The sequence below is a fragment of the Tenacibaculum sp. TC6 genome, from assembly GCF_050606265.1.
Taxonomy (GTDB): Bacteria; Bacteroidota; Bacteroidia; order Flavobacteriales; family Flavobacteriaceae; genus Polaribacter.
On record NZ_JBOCUK010000071.1, the window covers coordinates 1 to 2,007 of the forward strand.

At 32.4% G+C, this 2,007-nt stretch carries 1 protein-coding gene; it reads right to left on the minus strand.

From position 1 onward, the window contains the following. Positions 1–87: 87 nt before the first annotated feature. A complete protein-coding gene (locus ACQY1Q_RS17315; RefSeq protein WP_431006584.1) occupies positions 88–1,269 on the minus strand; it encodes an AIR synthase related protein in 1,182 nt (393 codons plus the stop codon). Positions 1,270–2,007: the final 738 nt, after the last annotated feature.

Here is a 2,007-nt window from a genome sequence, read left to right on the forward strand (position 1 = left end):
ACAAACACATGTTTGTTGAGAGATTTTATATCTTTAATCATACTAAAAAACTGTAATGGTTTTTTAGGACGACACATGGTATGGTAACTATGCATATTCAAAAGTACCGTATTCACTTTTTATAGTTAGCTTTTTTGTTTCAGAGGCTTCAACTCTACCTATAATTTGAGCTTCTACATTAAAAGATTTTGAAATAGCAATAAGATCATTGGCTACTTCCTGAGAAACATATAATTCCATTCTGTGTCCGCAATTAAACACCTGATACATTTCTTTCCAATCAGTTTTAGACTGCTCTTGTATTAATTTGAATAATGGCGGAACTTCAAATAAAGCATCTTTTATTACATGATTTTTATCTGTAAAGTGCAACACTTTTGTTTGCGCCCCTCCCGAACAATGTACCATTCCATGAATAGTATCTGAGTTATATTTTGACAAAATAGCTTTAATGATTGGCGCATAGGTTCTGGTTGGTGACAACACTAGCTTTCCGGCATCTATCGGAGCATTTTCAACTGCATCTGTTAATTTCACATTTCCGGAATATACTAATTCAGACGGAACAGAAGCATCAAAACTCTCCGGGTATTTTTCAGCTAAATATTTATGGAATACATCATGACGTGCCGATGTTAATCCATTACTTCCCATACCTCCGTTATACTCTTTTTCATAAGATGCTTTTCCAAAAGAAGCTAAGCCTACAATTACATCACCTGCTTGTATATTGGAATTATCTATTACATCATTTCTTTTCATACGAGCAGTTACTGTAGAATCTACAATAATCGTACGTACCAAATCGCCAACATCAGCAGTTTCTCCTCCGGTAGAATGAATGGTTACACCAAACTCTTTTAATTCGTTTATCAACTCTTCAGTTCCGTTTATAATAGCCGAAATAACCTCTCCGGGAATCAGGTTTTTGTTACGCCCTATTGTTGAAGAAAGCATGATATTATCTGCGGCTCCAACACACAATAAATCATCAATATTCATAATTAATGCATCTTGTGCTATACCTTTCCATACCGAAACATCGCCGGTTTCTTTCCAATACATATAAGCCAATGAACTTTTAGTTCCGGCCCCATCTGCATGCATTATTAAACAGTAATCTTCATCATTGGTTAAGTAATCCGGAACAATTTTACAAAATGCTTTTGGGAACAGACCTTTATCTATATTTTTTATAGCATTATGTACATCTTCTTTGGATGCCGACACTCCTCGTTGTGCGTATCGTTTAGAAACTTCTTGACTCATGTATTGTGTTGTTGTTTTGTAAGGTGCGAAATTACTTTAAAAACAGGAAACTTTCAAAGAGAATACCAGTTAATATTTTATTTTATGAAATTCCTATTTAGATACATACGAATCTTTACCTTACTACTTTAACCAATTAACACCATGATATTTTTTTATTCTTTTAGCTAATGGTTTTCCCTAGTGTAAATTTCAGGGTTTTCCCCTATTGCATAGTTTTAATTTCTTACTGATATTTGTAATGCTTAGGAGACGTCCTAAGATTTTTCTTTTTCATAGCAATTTTCCCACTCATTCTTTGGGTGGGTTTTTTTGTTAAAAATATGCTAAAAACACTCTTTTAACAGTTTTATTTTTTTCTTTTCGTAAATTCTTCATATTTTCTACGACTCAAATGAGTAAGAATAACTTTTAGATTTTTAGAAGGGTTTAAACTTTATTCTTTTTACGAAAGGAACTTACTAAGTTCCTTTCTCTTTATTTACCCTTACTACATTCTTTAAGCACTCATATTAAGCCATTTATTTTAAAACGATTCATAAAAGCTATCTTATTTTTTATTACTTTTAAGCCGTTTTATTTAGTCTAACCATTCTAAATAAATCATCTATGGGGAATTATCCTACTCAGCTTTGTTGTTGAGTAGGTTTTTTTATTCAGGGTTTGTCCCGTCCTGAAATAGCGTTACACTAAAAATTAAGTGTCATGAAAAACAAACATGTAAAACGTACTCAAAAA